General features: G+C 61.5%; 12 protein-coding genes. 3 read left to right on the top strand and 9 right to left on the bottom strand.

From position 1 onward, the window contains the following. The 5 genes from BV106_RS31355 to BV106_RS31340 all read right to left on the bottom strand — a co-directional run. Positions 1 to 316, bottom strand: a 316-nt coding sequence (locus tag BV106_RS31355) for an N-acetylmuramoyl-L-alanine amidase (RefSeq protein ID WP_038171497.1), incomplete at its 3' end; no start/stop codon positions are given. Between the two features lie 72 nt (positions 317 to 388). Continuing rightward, a complete protein-coding gene (locus tag BV106_RS31350; protein WP_081892492.1) occupies positions 389 to 964 on the bottom strand; it encodes a LysM peptidoglycan-binding domain-containing protein in 576 nt (191 codons plus the stop codon). 143 nt (positions 965 to 1,107) lie between these two features. Next, complete coding sequence (locus tag BV106_RS31345; RefSeq protein WP_038171490.1) at positions 1,108 to 2,205, bottom strand: aminopeptidase; 1,098 nt, start codon at positions 2,203 to 2,205, stop codon at positions 1,108 to 1,110. 48 nt (positions 2,206 to 2,253) lie between these two features. Continuing rightward, positions 2,254 to 2,379, bottom strand: a complete 126-nt coding sequence (locus BV106_RS39050) for a hypothetical protein (RefSeq protein WP_265596271.1) — start codon at positions 2,377 to 2,379, stop codon at positions 2,254 to 2,256. A 28-nt stretch (positions 2,380 to 2,407) separates the two neighbouring features. After that, the gene (locus BV106_RS31340) at positions 2,408 to 3,472 is read right to left on the bottom strand and encodes a hypothetical protein (protein WP_051946627.1); all 1,065 of its coding nucleotides are present in this window, start codon (positions 3,470 to 3,472) and stop codon (positions 2,408 to 2,410) included. Between the two features lie 73 nt (positions 3,473 to 3,545). On the opposite strand from BV106_RS31340, the gene BV106_RS31335 reads away from it, so the two are divergent. Next, positions 3,546 to 4,625: a transposase gene (locus BV106_RS31335; protein ID WP_038171488.1), complete on the top strand. Its 1,080-nt coding sequence runs from the start codon at positions 3,546 to 3,548 to the stop codon at positions 4,623 to 4,625. Positions 4,626 to 4,708: 83 nt separating this feature from the next. Here BV106_RS31335 and prfA read toward each other — a convergent pair whose 3' ends face one another. Together prfA and rpmE are read right to left on the bottom strand one after the other, a co-directional pair. Further along, positions 4,709 to 5,785: a peptide chain release factor 1 gene (gene prfA / locus BV106_RS31330; protein ID WP_038171487.1), complete on the bottom strand. Its 1,077-nt coding sequence runs from the start codon at positions 5,783 to 5,785 to the stop codon at positions 4,709 to 4,711. 212 nt (positions 5,786 to 5,997) lie between these two features. Further along, complete coding sequence (gene rpmE, locus BV106_RS31325; protein ID WP_009960029.1) at positions 5,998 to 6,243, bottom strand: 50S ribosomal protein L31; 246 nt, start codon at positions 6,241 to 6,243, stop codon at positions 5,998 to 6,000. A 210-nt stretch (positions 6,244 to 6,453) separates the two neighbouring features. Between rpmE and BV106_RS31320 the strand changes: the two genes are divergently transcribed. Next, a complete protein-coding gene (locus BV106_RS31320; RefSeq protein WP_081892491.1) occupies positions 6,454 to 9,531 on the top strand; it encodes a PSD1 and planctomycete cytochrome C domain-containing protein in 3,078 nt (1,025 codons plus the stop codon). A gap of 23 nt (positions 9,532 to 9,554) precedes the next feature. Beyond that, a complete protein-coding gene (locus tag BV106_RS31315; protein WP_038171484.1) occupies positions 9,555 to 11,057 on the top strand; it encodes a DUF1501 domain-containing protein in 1,503 nt (500 codons plus the stop codon). Between the two features lie 29 nt (positions 11,058 to 11,086). Here BV106_RS31315 and BV106_RS31310 read toward each other — a convergent pair whose 3' ends face one another. Beyond that, on the bottom strand, positions 11,087 to 12,982 hold the full coding sequence (locus BV106_RS31310) for a S16 family serine protease (RefSeq protein WP_081892490.1): 1,896 nt from the start codon (positions 12,980 to 12,982) through the stop codon (positions 11,087 to 11,089). Between the two features lie 161 nt (positions 12,983 to 13,143). Then, positions 13,144 to 15,021 carry a S16 family serine protease gene (locus tag BV106_RS31305; protein WP_038171481.1) on the bottom strand — a complete coding sequence of 626 codons (1,878 nt, stop codon included), beginning with the start codon at positions 15,019 to 15,021 and terminating at the stop codon, positions 13,144 to 13,146. Positions 15,022 to 15,275 lie beyond the last annotated feature (254 nt).

Below are 15,275 nucleotides of genomic sequence, written 5' to 3'. Positions count from 1 at the left end.
GGTTGGCCATGATGGCCCGATCGTCGAGCGACACGGTCTTGTCGTACCGCCTGGTCATCACCGTGGTAATGCCCTGGTCCCGGAGGATAGTTTCGAGGCGCTTCGCGACATCCAGGGTGAGCGTCTTCTCCAGCAGGCCGTGCCAGGAGGTGCCCCCATCGGCACCGCCATGGCCGGGATCTACGACCACCAGTTGGAAGGCCCGGGCCGGGGTGGTGCTGGCGAGGAGTGTCAGAATCCCCCAAACCAGAATGGCCGCCAGAGTAAGAGGGGTCCGCTGAAGCCGGGAAGAGACGCGCCTACCTGGGAGGGACATAAAGCTGTCGAGGTGAAGGGTGCTTTCTCGATGCTCGCGTTCTCCGGAGATTCCCGGCCTCAGGTTGAATCGCTAACGGGGAATCTTAAGGGACTTTCCGACGCTCAGGAAGTCGGAACTCATGCCGTTGGCGGATTTAATTTTTGCGACCGAAGTGCCGTTGCGTCGGGCGATTGAGGAGAGCGTATCGCCCTTTTTCACCACATAGCTGCCACCACCGCCGCTGCTGCTGCCAGACTTGGTCTTGCTGGACTTGGATTTAGACGAGGCAGTCTTGGAACTGGAGCTCTTGGACTTGGGTGTGGTCGTCTTGATGACGATGCGACGCCCGGTGGCGGCTCCTTCATGCGAGCCGGTCCACTTTTCCTGGTCGTCGGAAGTGGCTGCGGCGGAGCGACCAGAACGGCGTTCGCCTTCCGCTGCCCAGTCACTGACGTAGCGACCGCCGGAATCGAACGGATACGCATGGCTGGGCATCGAGTGGGGAGGGGTGCGAACGGTCCCAGTCAACGTGATCGGCGGGAGTTTGTCTGGGATGCCTTTGATCTTGGACGTCGAGGAGCACGAGCTCAGCCCGAGCATGGGCAGCGCAGCCAGGGCAAGGAGGGCGAGGGTGCGGAGATTCATCCTAAAGGCAAAGGCAGACATGTCGGGAGGGATGCTAGCACGGAGAAGGAATTGCGCCAGCAGGCGATTCGATTCGCCGGAAGAGGGCCCCAGAGAGGGGCGTTTTTTGCGCCAGACTGGTGGAGAATTCACCAGTCCAGCGCTCGATAGCAGGCCGGATGAAGCTAGTTCAGCTTGGCCAGTTCTTTGGGCAGGAACTTGCCGTTCTTGCGGATCAGGACGTTGTCGAACCAGATCTCACCGCCGCCGTAGTCGGGGCGCTGGATGTTGACGAGGTCCCAGTGCACCTGGCTGCGGTTGCCGTTGTCTGCCACGCCTTCATAGGCCTGGCCGGGCGTGAAGTGGAAGGAACCGGCGATCTTCTCGTCGAACAGAATGTCGCGCATGGGCTCGCGGATCTCGCGGTTGAAGCCGATGGCGAACTCACCGATGTAGCGGGCGCCTTCGTCGCTATCGAGGATCTTGTTGATCGCCTTCGTGTTGTTGGCCGTGGCGTTGACGATCTTGCCCTGGCTGAACTCAAGGCGCACGTTGTCGAAAGCGATGCCCTGATAAACGGTCGGGGCATTGTAGGTGATGACGCCTTCCACGCTGTCGCGGACCGGAGCGGAGAAGACTTCGCCGTCGGGAATGTTGTGGGTGCCGCCGCAGGCGATGGCCTTGAGACCCTTGAGGCTGAATTTCAGATCGGTGCCTGGGCCTTTGATGTGGACTTGGTTGGCCTTGTCCATGAGCTTCTTCAGGGAGTTCATGGCGGGGAGGAGAGCCTTGTAGTCCAGGAGGCAAACGCGGAAGTAGAAGTCCTCAAAGGCCTCGGTGCTCATGCTGGCCTGTTGGGCCATGGCGGAGGTGGGCCAGCGCAGGACGCACCACCGGGTGTTGTTGACGCGCTCGTTGATGACCGGGCGCATCTTCTCCATGACCAGCTTCATCTTGTCCGCCGGAACGTCGGCCATTTCGGTGATGTTGTGGCTGCCTCGGATGGCGATGTACACGTCGATCTCCTTCATGAGATCGAGGTTGTTTTTGGAAAGCATGTCGTACCCATCCGGGTCCGCGTGCTTCATGAGCTCGCGGGTGATCGTGGCATCATGCAGTTTGACCACTGGGATGGCTTTGGCAGCGACGACGGCACGGATCAGGGCCAGGCAGATGGAGTTGGGCGCGTCGTAGATGTCGAGAAGAACGCGGTCGCCTTTTTTCACACTGGTCGAATAGCGGACGAGCTGGGTGGCGAGTTGATCTATGCGTGGGTCGTGCATGGCGTTTTTGTAACGGCAGCCCCAGCAAAGCGCAAGCCCGATGCGGCGTCAGCTTTCGGTTTCAGGATCAGGGATGCGCGTGAACGCAATGCGCATGGGGGTGTACTCCAAGGCCCCCAGCGCGCCGCCGAAGCACACGGTGTTCTGCCCATAGCGTTTGTTGATGGCATCCATCAGGCCGCAGAGTTGCTGCTGGCGTTTGTCAAAGCTGAGGAGGCTGGGGGTGACCTTGGTGGCGGGGGCAAGGCCGGAGAGATTGACGCCCGTGGCCTTGGGCTCCAGGCCCGGTCTGCGGGGGCGGCGTTCCCAGAGCACCTCGAGGGCTTCCAGCAGACGGAAGGTGTCCTGTGTATCGCAGAAGGAGATGTCGGAGGACCAAGTGGGGCTGTTGGTGTACTTGATGAAGAGCTCCAGGCGACAGGTGAAGTGATCCCATTTTGCGCAGCCGCATCGCGGCCTTCTGGAGGAGGCGACAGACCACGGCGTGGGTGCCAAGATCATTGCGAAGTCGGGTCGGAAGGACGTGGGAGTGCCCAATGGTCCGTCGTTGGGTGGGCGGGGTCTCCGTCACCTCCCCGCGCAGCCAGTGCCAGAGGTGGACCCCGCCGATGCCACCCCAGACGTGGTGCAGCGTCTCGCGCGTGGCGGAAGTCAGCTGCGCTACGGTGCGGATACCGTGGGAGACCAGCCGGGTTTCCATTTTCTGTCCGATGCCGCAGAAATCCCGGAGCTTCAGACGATGCAGGCAGTGGGGAAGGTCCGCCTGCTCGATCATGAAAAGGCCGTCGGGTTTGGCCATGTCTGACGCGAGTTTGGCCAGAAATCGATTCGGAGCGATGCCAATGGAGTAGGTGAGCCAGTCGCCCACTTGGCTGGTGAGCGTGGCCTTCAGCGAGCGGGCAAAGGCTTCCGCCTGAGTGCGATGGTTGACGGACTTGGGCAGAAGGCACCAGGCTTCGTCAATAGACATGACCTCGGCCACCTGGATGCGGGATTCCAGAGCGGTGACAAAGCGCTGGTGGTACTCCGTGTAAAGTCGGGGTCGGGATTCCACGAGGATGATATCCGGGCAGAGTTGCCGAGCATCCCGGACCCGAGTCCCAGTCTTCACCCCACACCTTTTGGCCTCCTTGCTGGCGGCGATGCAGGAGGTGGAGTCCGACTTCACCGGCACCACCGCCACCGGACGCCCTCGCAGACGGGGATCGAGCTGCTGCTCCACCGAGGCGAAGAAGCAGTCCAAATCGAGGATGAGGTCCGGTCCCATGCCTCACGATACTGTTCGTAAGAACAATGAAAATTGCATTTGCATCAATAAAGTGTCTGTCCCTTTATTTGGCATGCGGCGATCGAGATTGCGGGCTCCGGCGGATTGGAAAGTGGCTTACTACCACTGCGTGTCCCGCGTGGTGGACCGGCGATTCGTCCTTGAGCAGGCGGAGAAGCGGCGGTTCCTGGAGTTGATGCGCATGTATGAGCGGTTCTGCCAGGTGCGGGTGGTGACGTTTTGCCTCATGTCGAACCACTTCCATCTCCTGGTGGAGGTGCCGCAGCGGCCGTCATTGATGCCTTCTGAGGCGTGGCTGCTGGGGCATATCAGAGATTGTTTCGGTGAGAAGACCGCTTGGCGGGTGGAGGAGCAGGTGAGGCAATATCGGCAGACAGGAGCCGATTTGGCGGCGCAGCAGGTGATCGCAGGCTGGTTCTCCCGGATGTGGGACGTCAGTCAGTTCATGAAGACGCTGAAACAGAGGTTCACCCAGTGGTTCAACAAGCATCACGAACGTCGCGGTACCCTCTGGGAGGACCGCTTCCGGAGCACGATGGTGGAGGGTGGGCCCGCCGCTCTGGGCATGGTGGCTGCCTACATCGACCTAAACCCGGTGCGGGCTGGCTTGGTAGATGACCCGAAGGACTATCCCTGGAGCGGCTACGGGGCTGCCATCGCCGGGGCGGATGCTGCAAGGTCCGGTCTGGCAACGGTTTCGAACTGCCTGGCGCGTCGTGAGTTGTCCAAGGGTGAGGTCCTGTCGCACTACCGTCGCATGCTGTATGTGGCGGGGGACGCGGGCGATCTTATCACGCAGCAAATTCGGCGCGATGCAGGGAGAGCGAAGGCTGGTATTGACCGGGAGGCGGTCAACCGAGTGAAGGCCCAAAGCGGTGAACTGACCGTGCGGGAGGTGCTGCGCTGTCGAGTGCGATACTTCACCGCAGGTGCGGCCGTGGGCAGCCGGGAGTTTGTGAATGCGGTGTTCGACAGTGATCGTGATCGCTTCGGGGGCACTCGCATTGAAGGCGCGCGTGCCATGAAGGGGGCGGATTTCTTGGGGCTGTGCAGTTTGCGTGATCTGCAGAAATGCGTGATCACCCCGCCTTCGCCGCCTGAAGCTGACGCGGCGTCAGCTCCGAGTGTCTAAGTGCCAGGTGTCTGGAGCAAACGGGAGCTGTCAGTCGCGCCGCTCATGGCTGTGGCGCAGCGGCACCTCCACCTCAACCGAGGTTAAGCCAAGCCCGCCTCGGCGAGGCGGTCAAGGATTTCGCTGGCCTGAAGCTTGTCCACCAAGTCTCCGATGCGGCCGTCCACGAACATGTCCAGATTGTAGAGCGTCACGTCGATCCGGTGGTCGGTGATGCGGTTCTGGGGGTAGTTGTAGGTGCGGATCTTCTCTTCGCGACCGCCGCCACCGATGAGCGCTTTGCGGTGGGCAGAGTATTTGGCGGCCTCTTCCTGCTGCTTCTTTTCGAGCAGGCGGGAACGCATGATCGTAATCGCCTTCTCCTTGTTCTTGAGCTGACTGCGGCCGTCCTGACAGCGGACAATCATGCCCGTAGGAAGGTGCATCACCTGCACGGCGGAGTCGGTGGTGTTCACCCCCTGGCCTCCGTGACCGCTGGCGCGACAGACTTCAATACGGAGCTCATCGGGCTTGAGTTGGAGGTCCACTTCCTCAGCCTCTGGCAGCACGGCGACCGTCGCAGCGGAGGTGTGAATACGGCCTTGAGCCTCGGTGGCAGGTACGCGCTGCACGCGGTGCACGCCGCTCTCATACTTCAAGGTGCGGAAGACGTCCTCGCCGCTGACCTTGAACACCACTTCCTTGTAGCCGCCTGCATCGGAGGGGCTGGCTTCCATGGACTCGATCTTCCAGCCGCGCTCCTCAGCGTAGCGGTTGTACATGCGGTAGAGGTCGCCTGCGAAAATAGCGGCTTCGTCCCCACCGGTGCCGGCGCGGATTTCCATGATGACATCGCGACCTTCCAGGGGATCGGGAGGCAGGATGTGGCGCTGGACTTCAGCCTCGAGCTCCACCAGACGGGTTTGCAGTCCCGGTAGTTCTTCTTCAGCCAGCTCGGCCAGTTCTGCATCGCCGGATCTCGCCAGTTCCTGGTTGTCCGCGATCTGCTGCTCGGTGCGCTGGTATTCGGTCCAAGCCTTGACGAGGGCTTCCAGCGAGCGGTGCTCCCGGAGCAGGTCACCCGCTTTGCGGTTGTCGTCGTAGAAGTTCGGATGGCCCATCATCTCCTCCAACTCAGAGAAGCGGTCCTTCTTCTTTTCGATGATCGAGGAGTAGTCCATGGCGGGAGCGGGAAGTGGGGGGAAGGGAGTCGGTCGGCGAAGCCAGCGGTAGAACCGAATCCGATGGGGAGGGGGAAACCCAACAAGCTGACAAAAGAACTTACGGCAGTCGAAGCTGCGAAAACGACGGGACCAGCACACGAGAAACAAAAAACGGTGACGCGCCACCAAGGGCGCGATCACCGTTTTTCTGAAAAGCAAAGATGCCGTCGCTAGGCCGTGGGGGCAGCAGCCTTGGGCTTCGTGCGGCGGGTAGCGGAGGTCGAACCGTAACGCTGGGCGAACTTGTCAACGCGACCAGCGGTGTCCACGAAGCGCTGCTCACCGGTGAAGAACGGGTGGCACTGGGCGCAAATACCGATACGGAGGTTTTTCACCGTGGAGAGCGTATGATAGACCGCTCCACAAGTACAGGTGATCGTGGTTTCGTGAGTTTCGGGATGAATTTCCTTTTTCATGGCAGGGATCGAATGTTATGGGGCATTCGGGGCCGCGCGTTGGCGCGGAAAGGGAAGCGACTGTACACATCTTACCACCTGGGTCAAGTTTATTTCCCCGTCTGCGGAATGTGCCGGGAAGCGGTGAGATTGTCATTCGGATGCAAAACACGGCGTCTCAGGCCGTTGTACGCGTGATCGCACCACGCGATCTTTTCCCCAAACGGTGTCATGTCCGGCCTCAGATTGCCCCTGACCCACCTCACCCTCCTTGGGATTGGGGTGATTTCGCTTCCATTAATGGGGGCGGGCGCAGAGCCAACGCCTGATTTCGACCGCGATGTCCGCCCGATCCTCGCAGAGCACTGTCTGGAGTGCCACAGTCTGGACAAGGCCAAGGGCGGGCTTGCCCTCACCACGAAGGCCGATGCGATCAAGGTGCTGAAAAGTGGTCACGCCGGCCTTGTCCCGGGCAATGCCGGGGCGAGTGCGGTGATCACCCGGGTGGAGACGCGTCAACTGGACGAACGGATGCCTCCTGAGGATCGCAAGGCGCTCTCTCCCAGCCAAGTGGCCACCCTGCGGGCTTGGGTGGCTGCCGGTGCCGACTGGCCGGCGCACTGGGCCTATCGCCCCTTGGCCAAGGATGGGCCACCGCCAACCCGGGACACCCAGTGGCCTCGAGGCGAGATCGACCGCTTTATCCTGGCCAAACTGGAAGCGGCTGGCATCCAGCCCTCCCCGGAGGCAGGTCGGGCCACCCTGATCCGCAGGGTCCATCTGGATCTTCTAGGGTTGCCGCCCAGTCCGCAACAGGTGGAGGCCTTCGTAGGAGATTCTTCTTCTGATGCCTATGAGAAGATGGTGGATGCTGCTCTTGCCTCCCAGCACTTTGGGGAGCGCTGGGGACGCCACTGGCTGGACATGGCCCGGTATGCAGACAGCGATGGCTATGAGAAAGACCGCCCGAGGCCCGATGCCTGGAGATACCGCGACTGGGTGATTCAGGCGGTGAACAAGGATCTGCCCTTTGACCAGTTCACGGTGGAACAGCTCGCCGGGGACCTCCTGCCAGCCGCAGGGCCTGAGCAAGTCCTGGCCACCGCATTTCACCGCCAAACCCTCACGAACACGGAGGGCGGCACTGATCAAGAGCAGTTCCGCGTGGAGGCTGTGTTTGACCGGACGGAGACGACGGGATCAGTCTGGTTGGGGCTCAGCGTCGGCTGCGCCCGCTGCCATTCGCACAAGTACGACCAGATCTCCCACAACGAGTACTTCCAGCTGTACGCCTTTTTTAACAACGGCGACGAAGCGACACGGCAGGTCACGACCTCGCAAAGCGCCTGGGAGGAGTATGAGAAACAACACGGGGCCGATGCCGCCAAGCTCGGCACCCTGCAAAAGCGGCTGGATGAGGCGCGGGCAGGCTTGCGTGGTCGTCTCGCTGCCTGGGAAAAGCCCCTCCAGGAGAGGCTGACCGCGGCCCGTCGGAATCCGGCCAAGGCAAAGTACGAGCCGCTGGAGGTGACGGAGGTTCATTCGTCAAGCAAGCAGACCACCTTCACGCGCAAGGAGGATGGCTCGTGGTTGGCCGGTGGCGGGCAATCGAAACAAGAGGTCTATGAAATCACGGTGAACTCCTGGAGTGAGCCTCTCATGGCCTTGCAGCTGGAGGTGCTGCCTGATGAGTCCCTTCCGGGGGGCGGACCTGGACGGGCGGGCAAGGGCAACTTTGTGCTGAGTGAACTCAAGGTCTCCGTGGGCCGGGATGCTGCCTCGGCCGTGCCGGTGGCTTTGCACTCGGCCGTGGCGGATTTTGAGCAAAAGAGCTTCACTGCCAAGGCTGCTGTGGACGGAGATCGCGAAACGGGCTGGGCCGTGCAGCCCCAGTTTGGGCAGGCGCACCAGCTCACTGTCCAGTTCGAGGAGCCGGTGACCCCAGGCCCAGGGCTGAAGCTCTTTGTCAGCCTGGACCAGGCTTACAAAAGCGGGAACCACAACATCGGCCGGTTCCGGCTGCTGGGCAGCGCGGTACTCACGGAGGAGTCCGTCGCGCCGTCTGAGGTGCTGCGCGTTTTGAATGAGGAGCCGCTCCGCCGGAATGATGTGGTGATCAAGCCCCTGCTGGACTGGGCGGAGAAGCGCGATCCTGAGACCCGGGCCGCCTCCGAGGCATTGGAAATCGCGCGGAAACGTCTGCCAAAGCCTCCCCTGATGGATGTCCGGGTGATCGCCCAGCGCACGCAGGATCCGAGGTCCACCCATCGCCTGCATCGGGGTGATTTCCTGAGTCCCGCTGAAACGGTGTCGCCTGGGGGGCTCGCGGTCCTCCCCGCGCTTCCGGGGAGAAAAGGGGACGGCAAGGCTGCGGACCGCCTGGATCTGGCACAGTGGCTGGTCGGCCCCGACAACCCGCTGACACCGCGGGTCACCGTGAACCACATCTGGGCCCGGCTCTTTGGCGAGGGCCTGGTCCGCACCGTCAACGACTTCGGCGTGCGCGGCGAGCGCCCGTCTCATCCAGAGCTGCTTGACTGGCTGGCGGGTGATTTTGTATCTCGAGAAGGCTGGAGCCGCAAGCGCGTCATCAAGACCATCCTGATGTCTGCCACCTACCGGCAGTCCAGCGCCCATCGGCCGGAGCTGGCAGATGTTGATCCCTTGAACCGCCTGCTGCATCGCCAGAACCGCCTGCGGGTGGAGGCGGAAATTGTGCGGGACCTTAATCTGGCTGCCAGCGGGCTGCTCAGCGCCAAGGTGGGCGGCCCGAGCGTCTATCCACCTCTGCCGCCAAGCATCGCGGAACTGAGCTACGCCAACAACTTCAAGTGGGCCACCAGCACCGGCGAGGATCGCTACCGGCGGGGCATGTACACCTTCTTCAAACGAACCGCCCCCCATCCTGACCTGACCACTTTCGACTGTCCGGATGCCAACACCACCAACGTGAAGCGGACGGTGAGTAATACACCGCTACAGGCGCTCACGACGCTCAACGCAGGAACTTTTGCTGATGCGGCGAAGGGGTTGGCTGCGCGGGTCTTGAAGGAAACGCCGACTGCGGATGCGGCGGGGCTGGACCAGTTGCTTTTCATTTGTCTCTCCCGCCATGGCGCGAGTGGTGAACTGGCTTCACTGCAGGGGCTGCTGAACGAATCTCGTCGCTGGTATCTCGCGCACCCCGAGGAGGCGACAAAGTTCGTCAAGGGGTTCGAGGTGTCATCCGTGGCTCCCGCCGAGCTCGCCGCCTGGGCGGCCACGGCGCGCATTGTTCTGAACCTGGACGAGTTCATCACGCGAGAGTGAGCCCACCCCCTGAACCCACTGCGATGAACGCCATGCACCCACTTGCAGCCCAGACCCGCCGGGAATTTCTGACCACCACCGCCAGTGGTCTGGGCATGATGGCGCTGGGGTCCATGCTCACGCAGGAAGGTCTCCTGGTGCCTGCCAGCGCCGCGGTCGAGGGGCAGGGAAGCCTGGCGGGGGATCCGCTGGCGGCTCGGCTGCCGCACTTCCCGGCTCGGGCCAAGAACTGCATCTGCATCTTCATGGAGGGGGCCCCCAGCCAGATGGATCTCTTCGATCCCAAGCCCAAGCTCAATGAACTGCATGGCCAGCCGTTGCCGGAGAGCATGACGAAGAACGTCCGGTTCGCCTTCATCAAGAAGGAGACCGCCCGCCTGTTGGGGAGTCCTCGCACTTTCAGCAAACATGGCGAGTGCGGCATGGACTTCAGCGACCTGCTCCCGCATCTGGCGACCTGTGCCGATGATCTGCTCATGGTGCGGTCGATGCACACGGATCAGTTCAACCATCATCCTGGTCAGTTGCTGTTGCACAGCGGGCGGGCCACGTTTGGCCTGCCCACCATGGGTTCGTGGCTGAACTACGGCCTGGGCAGCGAGTCCCAGAATCTGCCGGGCTATGTTGTGCTGACTGCAGGCCGGGGGACCAGTGGAGGAGCCTCCTTGTGGCAGAGCGGATTCCTGCCCAGCCACTACGCCGGGGTGCTGTTCCGCAATCAGGGGGAGCCGGTGCTCAATCTGCAGAATCCCGAAGGGCTTCCACCGGAGTTGCAACGCCGCGGGTTGGACGCGCTGATGGAGCTGAACCAGGCCCGGTTTGACCAGTTCCAGGATCCCGAGATTCGCAGCCGCATCTCAGCTTATGAACTGGCCTTTCGCATGCAGAGTGCCGCACCAGAGCTCATCGATCTAAGAGGGGAGAGCGAGCAAACCTTGGAGATGTACGGGGTGAACCGCAAGGACATGGATGTGAAGGCCTCCCGGGCGGGTGGACCCGGCCAGTACAAAAGTTTTGCCTCGAACTGTCTGGTGGCTCGTCGCCTTGTGGAACGCGGGGTGCGCTTCGTCAGCATCATGCATGCGTCCTGGGATCATCACTCCAACTTGAACCCTGAGCTGGCCTTTAACTCCGGCATGGCGGACCAACCGATTGCCGCGCTCATCAAAGATCTGAAGGACCGTGGCCTGCTGGACTCCACCATGGTCATCTGGTGCAGCGAGTTTGGCAGGACTCCGCTTGGTGAGAACCGGGGCGGAAATCCCAATGTCACAGGGCGGGATCATCATCCTTTTGCCTTCACCATGCTTATGGCCGGCGGCGGCATCAAGGGCGGGCAGACCTATGGTGAGACGGATGAAATCGGCTGGAGCATCACGAAGGATCCCGTGCATATCAATGACTTCCACGCCACGCTGTTGCACCTCTTTGGCCTGGATCACCTGAAGCTCACGCATCGGTTCCAGGGCCGGGACTTCCGCCTGACCGATGTCGGTGGCAGGGTGATCCCGGAGTGGATCGCTTGATGAAAGCAAAGGATCTTGCCGGCATCGTGCTACCTAAGCACCTCTTCCATGAACTCGCTGTTGCCTTCGAGTTTCTTGGCCTCGGCATTGATGCGTGAACCGGCGGCCTTGAACTGCTCGATGACCTGCGGGGGCGCAGAGCGTCGGGAGATCATCTGGTCTGCCAGACTGGCCCAGGTGATCCAGGCATCCACATAGGGTTGCACCCGGGTGTCCACCATACCTCGCAGGCGTTGGAGTCGGTTGCGGGAGGCACTCAGTTTGCCGCTGTCGAGCGAGCTGGTGGCACTGAGATCGGTGTCGGTCGCTTCACGAATGGCGGCCACGGCTTGATCCACGGCCTCCAGAGAACCGGAGGCGCTGAACTGGCCGGGGAGCCGAGCCTCTGCCATGGCCAGCAGCAGGCGGGCAGACACATGGTTGGGGGCGGCGGTCACCACCTTGGCCAGCTCGTCGCGGATCGCGGGCGTACCGAGCAGTCCGGGACTGGATTTGATCCTCGCGCTCACGGCATCAAAAGCAGTGATCGCTTCCGCCAGTGCTGGAGTGCGATCATTGCGCGCCAGGGCGAGAGCTTCGTCAAAGGTGTCCACGCTGAAGAGTTGCAGCCCGACAAAGGGCGTCGCTCCCTCGCCCACAGCAAGGTCCAGGGCGCTGGTCCGGTTCTTCTGGGGGATGGCGGCGATCTTCAGGCCACCTTTGGTCGCGCCACGGAGTTTGGCGATTACTCCACCGATGGGTTGCACTGAACCATCGGCATTGAGATCGCCGGTGACACAGAAGCCCGGATCCAGATCCACGCCGGTGACGAGAGATTCCACCAGCAGGGCGCAGGCCACGGCGGCGGAGGGGCCATCTTTGGGTGAGTACTTGTCCTCAAAGAAGATTTCCATCTTCTGGCCACGGGGCCAGCCGTCATGGCGGAGGGTGTGGTACTTGGAAACTTCTGTGAGGGCCTTGCCCATGCTCTCGCCGACTTCCTGGTTGAAGCCGATGGTGGCGGGGGCGTCCTTCTCCATCTTGAGAGCGGTGATGGAAAGCTTGGACGTCTTGCCCGCATAGCGTGAGTCGCCGAGGGGCACGACGAGAAGGCCGCCCACGGAGGAGAGGCGCTTTTTGATCGGGATGGCTGCTGAGCCGGAGATGCTGGCGGCGGGTGTCTTCGCTGCAGTCACTCCGGCAGCTTCGACGACTTTGCCTGTCTCATTTCCCCACCAGGACAGCCAACGGTATTGTTTTAAGTCGGACTCGAAGACCACCAAGCTGCGAATCCAGGGATTCGAGGTTTGCGTCGCGATCACACCCGTCGCCACCGCCTTGAACTGAGCGCGTTCTTTTTCTGCATTCCAGACGAGATAACCATCGGCACCAAACCGGATTCGATTGTGATTCCGCAGTTCATGCGTCAACAACCAGTCTCCGAATTCAGGAACAGTCATCTGGGTGCTGACAGATTGAAGGTATCGTCGGCCGATCAGCTTGACCGGACGCTGTACACGAGTGTTGTCCAGCTCGGCACTCTTCAGATCGTCGGCCACCGTCAGTTTCTGCGGCCCCTGTTTTTTGTTCGGATACCAGTACCAATTGAGCACTCCCGGTCCGCTGGCTTGATACGCAAAAGCCTTGTGGGATTTGATGTCGTCGGGATGCGAGAATACGGTCACGTAAGGAGTCGCGAACCAGTATCTTTCGGTTTTGCCGTTGAGCTCAAACTCCCATTCAGTGCCCACCAGCCAGCGGCTGAATTCCTCGAGTTTCATGAGGGAGAGTCGGGTGGGAAACGCCCGCACCTCCTCCGGCGTCAGGGCTCCCGTTTCGGCGTTAGCCTGCGCCCTGACCACATGGGTGAATGCACTCATGACAAGACTGGACGCCGCCAGCACGGGCAATAGTGGACGGCTGTAGAAGTTGAATCGGGTTGGCATGGCCGTTTGGGTGGGGGATCGCGCAATTCTGAGGACAATAGCGTCCACCAACAAGGTTTCTTTCCTCTGTGGCCCTGTGGAGCCCTGCTAAATATTTTTAGGCGCTGGAAGCTGTCGCCAAGCGCGCAGGACCTGCGCATTCAGCCAGATGCTGCTCTAAGTCACCGCAGCACTTCTTCCATGAACTCGCTGTTGCCTTCGAGTTTTTTGGCCTCGGCACTGATGCGTGAAATGGCGGCCTTGAACTGCTCAATCACTTGCGGCGGCGCGGAGCGTCGGGAGATCATCTGGTCGGCCAAGCTGGCCCAGGTGATCCAGGCGTCCACATAGGGCTGCACGCGGTTGTCCACCTTACCGCGCAGGCGTTGCAGGCGGTTGCGGGAGGCACTCAGCTTGCCGCTGTCGAGCGAGCTGGTGGCGCTGAGATCGGTGTCGGTCGCCTCGCGAATGGTCGCTACCGCTTGATCCACCGCATCCAGAGAACCAGATGCGCTGAACTGGCCGGGGAGTCGACCTTCCGCCATGGCCAGCAGCAGGCGGGCAGACACGTGGTTGGGGGCGGCAGTGACCACTCCACCCAGCGCTTCGCGGATCGCGGGCGTTCCGAGCAGTCCGGGACTGGATCTGATTCTCGCGCTCACAGCATCAAAAGCGGTGAGGGCTTCCGCCAGTGCCGGGGCTCTGTCTTTGCGCGCCAGGGCGAGGGCTTCGTCGAAGGTGTCCACGCTGAAGAGCTGCAGCCCCACAAAGGGTGTGGCACCCTCGCCCACAGCGAGGTCCAGGGCGCTAGTCCGGTTCTTCTGGGGGATGGCGGCGATCTTTTGCCCTCCTTTGGCCGCTCCTCGGAGTTTGGCGATCACTCCGCCGATAGGTTGCACGGAACCATCCGCGTTGAGATCGCCGGTGACACTGAATCCAGGGTCCAGCTCCACGTTGAGCACAAGCGATTCCACCAACAGCGCGCAGGCCACGGCCGCAGAGGGGCCGTCTTTGGGGGAGTACTTGTCTTCAAAAAAGATCTCCATCTTGTGACCGCGGGGCCAGCCGTCGTGACGCAGCGTTTGGTATTTGCAAACCTCTTTGAGGGCTTTGCTCATGTCCTCTCCGACCTCCTGATTGAAGCCGATGATGGCGGGATCATTCTTCTCCATTTTGAGCGCCGTGATGGAGAGCTTGGAGGTCTTGCCCGCATAGCGGGAGTTTCCGAGCGGCACGACGAGGAGGCCACCCACGGAGGAGAGGCGCTTCCTGATCGCGACGGGACCTGCTCCTTGTACCGTGGCGACGGTTGCTGGCGACGAGCGTTTGGTTGATTCGATCTTTCCGCCGTCGGTTCCCCAACCTGAGAACCAGCGATAGGTTTTCATGTTGGGGTCCACGATCACCAGACTGCGGTTCCAGCGGTTGTTCCACTCACATTCCACCAGACCGGGAGCGGGGAAGCTGTACCTGGCCTTGTCTTTGTCCGAGTTCCATCGCAGATACCCGTCCTCACCGAGCCAGACTTTGTTGTCACTCTGGAGCACGCGCGCCTTCATCCATTCCTCGAACTCAGGCAGGGTCATGCTCACCTCGAGAGGCCTGGGAAAACGACGGCCGAGGAGGCGCATGGGGAGTCGCTTGCCGATGGAGTCGAGCGTGGCGGATTGGAGGTCTTCATTGATGGTGACCAGACGAGGGCCTTTGCGTTCGGAAGCCTCGTAGTATGCGAGTGCGGTGCCTTTTGTGGTCGTGTAGCCCCAGCTCCTCTGAATGGAGGTGCCCTTCTCTTCTGTCCAGATCTGACAGGTGGGGGTGACAAACCAGAGCGTGCGCACCTTTCCATCGGACTCGTACTCCCATTCTGTGCCCAGGAGCCACTGGGTGAATTCCATCTCGTTCAGCAGGGACAGCCGCTTGGGGAGCTTGTCGAGTTGTGCCTGAGAGAGCGGCGCACTGGGGGACTGGGCAAATGACTTGGGATGGAAGCCTCCCCAGATCACGGCCACGAGGGCCAGGGTGGGAGCATAGGGGATCGAGAACGGACTGCGGAAGAGCATGGCAAAATCACCGTAGGGGTTGGGTAATCCTCTTGAAAAAACCGCATTTGCTCAAGCCTTTCTTTTTGGGTGGGGACGTGGTGGGAGGAGGAGGTAAGGGCGGATGTCCGTGAGAGAGAAGGTAGAAGAGCCGTCCCGGCTCTTGGGCGCGTTGGGTGATTGCGGGAGCAAGAACCGAGACGGTTCTTCTACAGTGGCGGATGCCCGCGAAAGAGAAGGTAGAAGAGCCGTCCCGGCTCTTGGGCGCGCTGGGT

Source organism: Verrucomicrobium sp. BvORR106 (genome assembly GCF_000739655.1).
Classification (GTDB): Bacteria; Verrucomicrobiota; Verrucomicrobiia; order Verrucomicrobiales; family Verrucomicrobiaceae; genus Verrucomicrobium.
Note: the sequence above shows the minus strand (reverse complement) of the source record. Positions and strands in the feature narration are given on the sequence as shown.